Genomic DNA, 6706 nt, shown 5'->3' on the forward strand with positions numbered 1-6706 from the left:
GCGCGCCGATGAGGATCACGAGGGCGACACCGCGCACGAGGTCGGAGCCGAATCGGCGGAAGTCCAGGCCGATCCGTCGCAGGGCGTTGTTCGCGGGCTCCCACAGCAGGTAGACCGCCAGGGCGACGAGAGCCAGTGAGAAGAAGATGTCGAGGAACTGGTAGATCGCGTCCCACAGCGGCTCGGCGCTGCGCGAGGGGTTCAGCTGCGTCTGCTGTTGCGAGATGGGCGCGCGGGTCGCGGCGCGGACGAACGACACCACTGAATAGACCGCGGACTGGCCGACGCTGACCAGCAGGACGAGCGCGATCTCCCACCCCAGGCGGGAGCGGCGGTACCGGTCGGAGGGGGCGATCGTCGGAGGGTATGACCAGTCCGCGCGGGTGGCAGGGCGGGTCCGCTTGTCAGAATGCTCCATCCGAGGCCCTTCGAGTAAATGCTGTGTAACGTTTTTCAGAGAAGTTTGGGGCACCTGGGTAAACGTGCCTAGTGTGTTCTCATCCTGCCCGAACGGATTCCGCTCACCTCGTGCTGCGCGAAAACCTCGTGAGGGCGATGATCATCCCTTCCCTGGAGGAACTGTGAAGCGCAACAAGATTGCCCTGTCCAGTCTCGCCCTGCTGGGAGCTGTCGGGCTCATGCTCGCCGGCTGCTCGGGCGGAGACAACGGCGGCAGCGGCTCGGCCTCGGGCGGCGACGCCTCGGCCATCATCCGGACCAACGGTTCGGAGCCGCAGAACCCGCTGATCCCGACCAACACGAACGAGGTCGGCGGCGGCAAGATCCTCGACTCGATCTTCGCGGGTCTGGTCTACTACGACGCCGATGGCGCTCCCGTGAACGACATGGCCGAGTCCATCGTCACCAACGACGCGCAGAACCTCACCGTGACCCTCAAGCAGGGCCAGAAGTTCACCGACGGCACCGAGGTCAAGGCCGACAACTTCATCAAGGCCTGGAACTACGGCGCGCAGCTGTCGAACAACCAGCTGAACAGCTACTTCTTCGAGGACATCGTCGGCTTCAGCTACGACGCCGACTCGGAGCTCACCGGCCTGAAGAAGGTCGACGACTACACCTTTACGATCGCGCTTTCCAAGCCCGCCGCCGACTTCGCGCTGCGCCTGGGCTACTCGGCGTTCTTCCCGCTGCCCGACTCGGCGTTCGAGGACATGGCCGCCTTCGGTGAGAACCCGGTCGGCAACGGTCCGTACAAGCTCGCCAGCGACGGCGCATGGCAGCACAACGTGCAGATCGACCTCGTCAAGAACGACGACTACCAGGGCGGTCGCACGGTCGCGAACGGCGGCCTGACGGTCGTCTTCTACGCCTCCCAGGATGCCGCGTACGCCGACCTCCTCGGCGGCAACGTCGACGTGATCGACGCCATCCCGTCCGCCTCGCAGGCCACCTTCGAGTCCGACCTGGGCGACCGCGCGGTCAACCAGCCGGCCGCGGTGTTCCAGTCCTTCACCATCCCCGAGCGCCTCGCGCACTTCGGTGGCGAAGAGGGCAAGCTGCGTCGTCAGGCGCTGTCGATGGCCATCAACCGCGACGAGATCACCAAGACGATCTTCCAGGGCACCCGCACCCCGGCCAGCGACTTCACGTCGCCGGTCATCGACGGCTGGTCCGACTCGCTCACCGGCGCCGACGTGCTGAAGTACGACGAGGCCAAGGCCAAGGAGCTGTGGGCTCAGGCCGACGCAATCTCGCCCTGGACCGGTACCTTCCAGATCGCGTACAACGCCGACGGCGGGCACCAGACCTGGGTCGACGCGGTGACCAACTCGATCAAGAACACCCTCGGCATCGACGCCTCGGGCGCTCCGTACCCGACGTTCAAGGAAGCCCGTTCGGCCATCACCGACCGCAGTATCCAGACCGCCTTCCGCACCGGTTGGCAGGCCGACTACCCCGGTCTGTACAACTTCCTCGGACCGCTCTACGCGACCGACGCCTCGTCGAACGACGGCGACTACTCGAACCCCCAGTTCGACCAGCTGCTGGCGAGCGGCATCGCCGAGACCGAGGTCGACGCGCAGAACGCGGACTTCCAGAAGGCCCAGGAGATCCTGCTCCAGGACCTGCCGGCCATCCCGCTCTGGTACTCCAACGTCACCGGCGGCTACGCCGACGGCGTGAACAACGTCAAGTTCGGCTGGAACTCGGTTCCGCTCTACTACGAGATCACGAAGTAACCCTTCCGATCTCTGGCCGCGAGGCGGTGACGGAAACGTCACCGCCTCGTGGTCTGCCAGCCAGGCCTCATCACGTCGTGTGATAGAACGGCACGGGCCCTTCTGCGCCCTGCCCCCCACGTAACGTCCGATGAGGCGTTTCCCACGTTCGAAAAGAGAGCGGATGCTCGGCTACATCCTCAGACGTCTGCTGCAGGTGCTCCCCGTGTTCTTCGGGGCCACGCTGCTGATCTACTTCATGGTCTTCGCCATGCCCGGAGACCCCATCCTGGGTCTCTTCGGCGACAAGACCCCCGCGCCGCAGGTCGTCGAAGCCCTGCGGGCGCAGTATCACCTGGACCAGCCCTTCATCGTCCAGTACTTCCTCTACCTCGGCGGCATCTTCCAGGGAGACCTGGGCACGACCTTCTCGGGTCAGTCCGTCAACGAGGTGCTCGCGCGGACGCTCCCCGTCACCGCGCGTCTGGCCGTGATGGCCCTCGCGATCGAGTTCACCCTCGCGATCGTCGTCGGAACGATCTCGGCGATCCGCAAGGGCAAGCTGTTCGACAACGTCGCCCTCGTCGTGGCGCTGCTGTTCGTCGCCCTGCCCATCTTCGTGGCGTGCTTCCTCGCGCAGTACTTCCTCGCCGTCCAACTGGGGTGGTTCCGGCCGACCGTCGGCGCCCAGAACAACTGGGGCGATCTGCTCCTCCCGGCCATCGTGCTCGGCTTCAGCCTCTTCGCCACGAGCATGCGCCTCATGCGCGGGTCGGTCATCGACACGCTCAACCAGGACTGGGTCCGCACGGCCTACTCCAAGGGCCTCTCGCGCCGTCGCGTGATCCCCGTGCACGTGCTGCGCAACTCGCTCATCCCGGTCATCACCAACTCCGCCACCAACTTCGGAGTGCTGCTGGTCGGTGCCACCGTGACCGAGGGCATCTTCAACATCCCCGGTGTCGGCAACACCCTGTACCAGGCCACCATCCGCGGCGAGGGCCCCACGGTCGTCTCGTTCGTGACCGTCTTCGTCATCATCTACGTGCTGGTCAACCTCGTCGTCGACCTCCTGTACGGCCTCCTGGACCCGAGGATCCGCTATGTCAAGTAGTCACTTCCCGGCGCCGCACTACGTCGCCCCCATCAAGACCGAGACCATCTCGGTCGACGCCGTCCGCGTCGCCGCGCGCAAGAGCAACCTCTGGCTCGACGCGTGGCGCGACCTGCGTCGTCGTCCGACCTTCTGGATCGCGCTGGCCGTCATGGCCGTGGTCATCCTCATGGCCGCGTTCCCGACCCTGTTCACGCAGGTCCCCCCGAACAACGACTGCCAGCTGTCCAACAGCAACGGCGGCCCGACCGCGGGTCACATCCTCGGGTTCACCTTCCAGGGCTGCGACACCTTCTCGCGCATCGTGTGGGGTGCCCGCACCTCGCTGTCGGTGGGTCTGCTCGCCACGGCGATCGGGACGATCATCGGCCTCATCATGGGCTCGCTGTCGGGCTTCTACGGAGGATGGCTCGACGCGGTGATCTCGCGCGTCGGCGACATCTTCTTCTCGATCCCCTACATCCTCGCGGCGATCGTCGTGATGAGCGTGTTCTCGCAGTACCGCAACGTCCTCACCCTGGCCGTCGCGATCGGCGGGTTCGCCTGGGCGTCCACGGCCCGTGTCGTGCGCGCCGAGGTGCTGCGCGTGCGCCAGGCCGACTACGTCGCCGCGTCGCAGGCGCTGGGGCAGTCGCGCTTCAAGACGCTGCTCACCCACGTCATCCCGAACGCCATCGCCCCGCTGCTCGTGGTCACCACGATCAGCCTCGCGGCGGCCATCGTCGCCGAGGCGACGCTGTCGTTCCTCGGCGTCGGTCTGGGTGGCGACACCATGTCGTGGGGTAACGACATCAGCCAGGCGCAGCAGTCGCTGCGCGTCGCGCCGGCAGCGCTCATCTGGCCGTCGCTGGCGCTGACCCTGACCGTGCTGGCGTTCATCATGCTGGGCGAGCTCATCCGAGACGCCATCGACCCGAGAGCGAGGGCCCGCCGATGAGCGACGCCACCATGACGCCTCTGCTGTCCGTGCGCGACCTCAAGGTCGCCTTCGAGGGCCAGGGCGGCTCCCGCCAGGTCCTGCACGGCGTGAGCCTCGATGTGTACCCCGGCCAGACCGTGGCCATCGTGGGCGAGTCGGGTTCGGGCAAGTCGACGACCGCGTCCGCGGTGATCGGACTGCTTCCCGGCACCGGCCACGTGACCGGAGGGAGCATCACCCTCGACGGTCGCGAGCTGACCGATCTCACGCCCACGCAGTTCGAGTCGGTGCGCGGCAAGGACATCGGTTACGTCCCCCAGGACCCCATGTCCAACCTCAACCCGGTGTGGAGCATCGGCTTCCAGGTCAAGGAGGCGATCCGTGCGAACGGCATCGCCACCGGGCGCAAAGAGGTCGAGAAGCGCGCCATCGAGGTGCTCAAGCAGGCCGGACTCTCGGATGCCGAGCGTCGCCTGCACCAGTACCCGCACCAGTTCTCGGGTGGTATGCGCCAGCGCGCACTGATCGGCATCGGCCTCGCGGCCGATCCGAAGCTGCTCATCGCCGACGAGCCGACCTCGGCCCTCGACGTGACGGTGCAGCGCGTGATCCTGGATCACATGGCATCCCTCACCCGGGAACGCGGCACCTCGGTGCTGCTCATCACGCACGACCTGGGCCTGGCCGCCGAGCGCGCCGACACCATCGTGGTGATGAATCAGGGCGAGATCGTGGAGTCGGGACCGAGCCGCGAGATCCTCGAGAACCCGCAGCACCCGTACACCCAGCGCCTCGTCGCTGCGGCGCCGAGCATCGCCTCGCAGCGCATCCAGGCGAAGGTCGAGGACCGCGGCATCCTGCGCGAGTCCGACATCGACGCCCCGGCCACCGTCAAGGTGACCGACCTGGTTAAGGAGTACAAGATCCGCCAGGGCGGGTTCCGCAGCGAGCAGTTCCGCGCCGTGGACGGGGTGTCGTTCGAGATCCCGCGCGGCAAGACGCTCGCCCTGGTGGGCGAGTCGGGCTCGGGCAAGTCGACGATCGCCAAGATGGTGCTCAAGCTCGAGGAGCCCACCTCAGGCTCGATCGAGGTCGACGGCGTGAACACCGGAAAGCTCAGCGCGAAGGACACCTTCAACCTGCGCCGACGCATGCAGCCGGTGTTCCAGGACCCGTACGGCTCGCTCGACCCGCTGCGCAGCATCGGCAACCTGATCGCCGAGCCGCTGAACATCCACAAGGTGGGCGACAACGCCTCGCGGCGCGCCCGCGTCGAGGAGCTGCTCGATCAGGTGGCGCTGCCGCAGGAGCTGGCATCCCGCTATCCGAACGAGCTGTCCGGCGGTCAGCGCCAGCGTGTCGCCATCGCGCGCGCGCTCGCGCTCAAGCCCGACATCCTCGTGCTCGACGAGGCCGTCTCGGCTCTGGACGTGCTCGTGCAGGCGCAGATCCTGCAGCTGCTCGCGGAGCTGCAGTCCGAGCTCGGTCTGACGTACCTGTTCATCACGCACGACCTCGCCGTCGTCCGCGTCGCGGCCGACCTGGTCTGCGTCATGGAGCGCGGCAAGCTCGTCGAGCAGGGCACCGTCGACGAGATCTTCGCGCAGCCGTCGCAGGAGTACACCCGTCGCCTGCTCGACGCGATCCCCGGCGCCTCGCTGCAGCTGGGCGGCGCGTGACGCGCGACGAGCGCTATCGGGGCGCGGAGCACCCTCGGGTGTTCCGCGCCCCGTCCTCGGTCGTGGGCCTGATCCTGGCCGCGGCCCTCGCGGCGGTTCTCCTCGGGGATGCCGCGCTGCGCGCCGGCGTCGGCGAGATGCTGCTGATCGCCCCGTGGGTGCTGCTGGCGCTGTGGGGCGTGTACGCCCTGATCTTCGCGCCGCACGTGCGCATCGACGCTCACGGCATCCGCATCCACAATCCGCTGCGGATCGCCGAGATCGCGTGGGCGCGCGTGACCGACGTCGACATGCGCTGGCAGCTCGAGGTGCGCACCGACGAACAGCGCGTGTACAAAGCGTTCGGGGGGCCCGTCGCGGGTCGACCCGGCCGGCCCTCGCTGCGACGCGAAGACGACCGGGGGCGCCGTGAGCCTCCGGCCATCCGCGATCTGCAGGTCATCCAGGACGCCTGGGAGTCCGCGCGAGGCACCGCCGATGCCGCGGGCGGCGTCCGGCGTGTCTGGGACATTCCCTCGGTGATTTCCCTGGCGGTTCTGATCGTCTGGGTTATTATCGCTTTGTTCATCTCAGGCGGAGTTCGCTGAGCGCAGTGCTGCGTTCGACGTAAGCCGTCGTGGCAAAGCGCCATGTAAGAGCTTTGTTACGGTCGTGAAAAGTGTGTTCCCCCGGCACACGTTCCGCGAAAAGCCGACGTAGGGTCGCTGAAGATCCTTAGCAAGGCGAACGAATAAGCGGGGATCTCGAAGGCGAGAGGACCACCATGATGCAGACCATCGACACGTTCCGGACGGGCTGCCGCACGTCATGACGC

The 6706-nt window shown here is 67.1% G+C and carries 5 protein-coding genes and 1 pseudogene; 5 read left to right on the forward strand and 1 reads right to left on the reverse strand.

Going from position 1 to position 6706, the window contains the following annotated elements; all coding sequences use genetic code 11:
- A pseudogene (locus QZ433_RS09415) lies at nucleotides 1-418 on the reverse strand (CPBP family intramembrane glutamate endopeptidase); the annotation flags it as partial.
- A gap of 163 nt (nucleotides 419-581) precedes the next feature.
- Here QZ433_RS09415 and QZ433_RS09420 point away from each other — a divergent pair.
- From QZ433_RS09420 to QZ433_RS09440, 5 genes are all read left to right on the forward strand, one after another.
- Nucleotides 582-2201: an ABC transporter substrate-binding protein gene (locus tag QZ433_RS09420; protein WP_295782465.1), complete on the forward strand. Its 1620-nt coding sequence runs from the start codon at nucleotides 582-584 to the stop codon at nucleotides 2199-2201.
- Nucleotides 2202-2364: 163 nt separating this feature from the next.
- Nucleotides 2365-3294 (forward strand): ABC transporter permease, encoded by a 930-nt coding sequence (locus QZ433_RS09425; protein WP_295782468.1) that lies wholly within the window; start codon nucleotides 2365-2367, stop codon nucleotides 3292-3294.
- Complete coding sequence (locus QZ433_RS09430; RefSeq protein WP_295782471.1) at nucleotides 3284-4231, forward strand: ABC transporter permease; 948 nt, start codon at nucleotides 3284-3286, stop codon at nucleotides 4229-4231. Before QZ433_RS09425 ends, QZ433_RS09430 begins: the two co-directional genes overlap by 11 nt.
- Nucleotides 4228-5892 (forward strand): ABC transporter ATP-binding protein, encoded by a 1665-nt coding sequence (locus QZ433_RS09435; protein ID WP_108317470.1) that lies wholly within the window; start codon nucleotides 4228-4230, stop codon nucleotides 5890-5892. The genes QZ433_RS09430 and QZ433_RS09435 overlap by 4 nt, the downstream gene beginning before the upstream one ends.
- Before the next feature lie 38 nt (nucleotides 5893-5930).
- Complete coding sequence (locus tag QZ433_RS09440; RefSeq protein WP_295782477.1) at nucleotides 5931-6479, forward strand: hypothetical protein; 549 nt, start codon at nucleotides 5931-5933, stop codon at nucleotides 6477-6479.
- Nucleotides 6480-6706 lie beyond the last annotated feature (227 nt).

It is taken from the genome of uncultured Microbacterium sp., from assembly GCF_913776565.1.
Classification (GTDB): domain Bacteria; phylum Actinomycetota; class Actinomycetes; order Actinomycetales; family Microbacteriaceae; genus Microbacterium.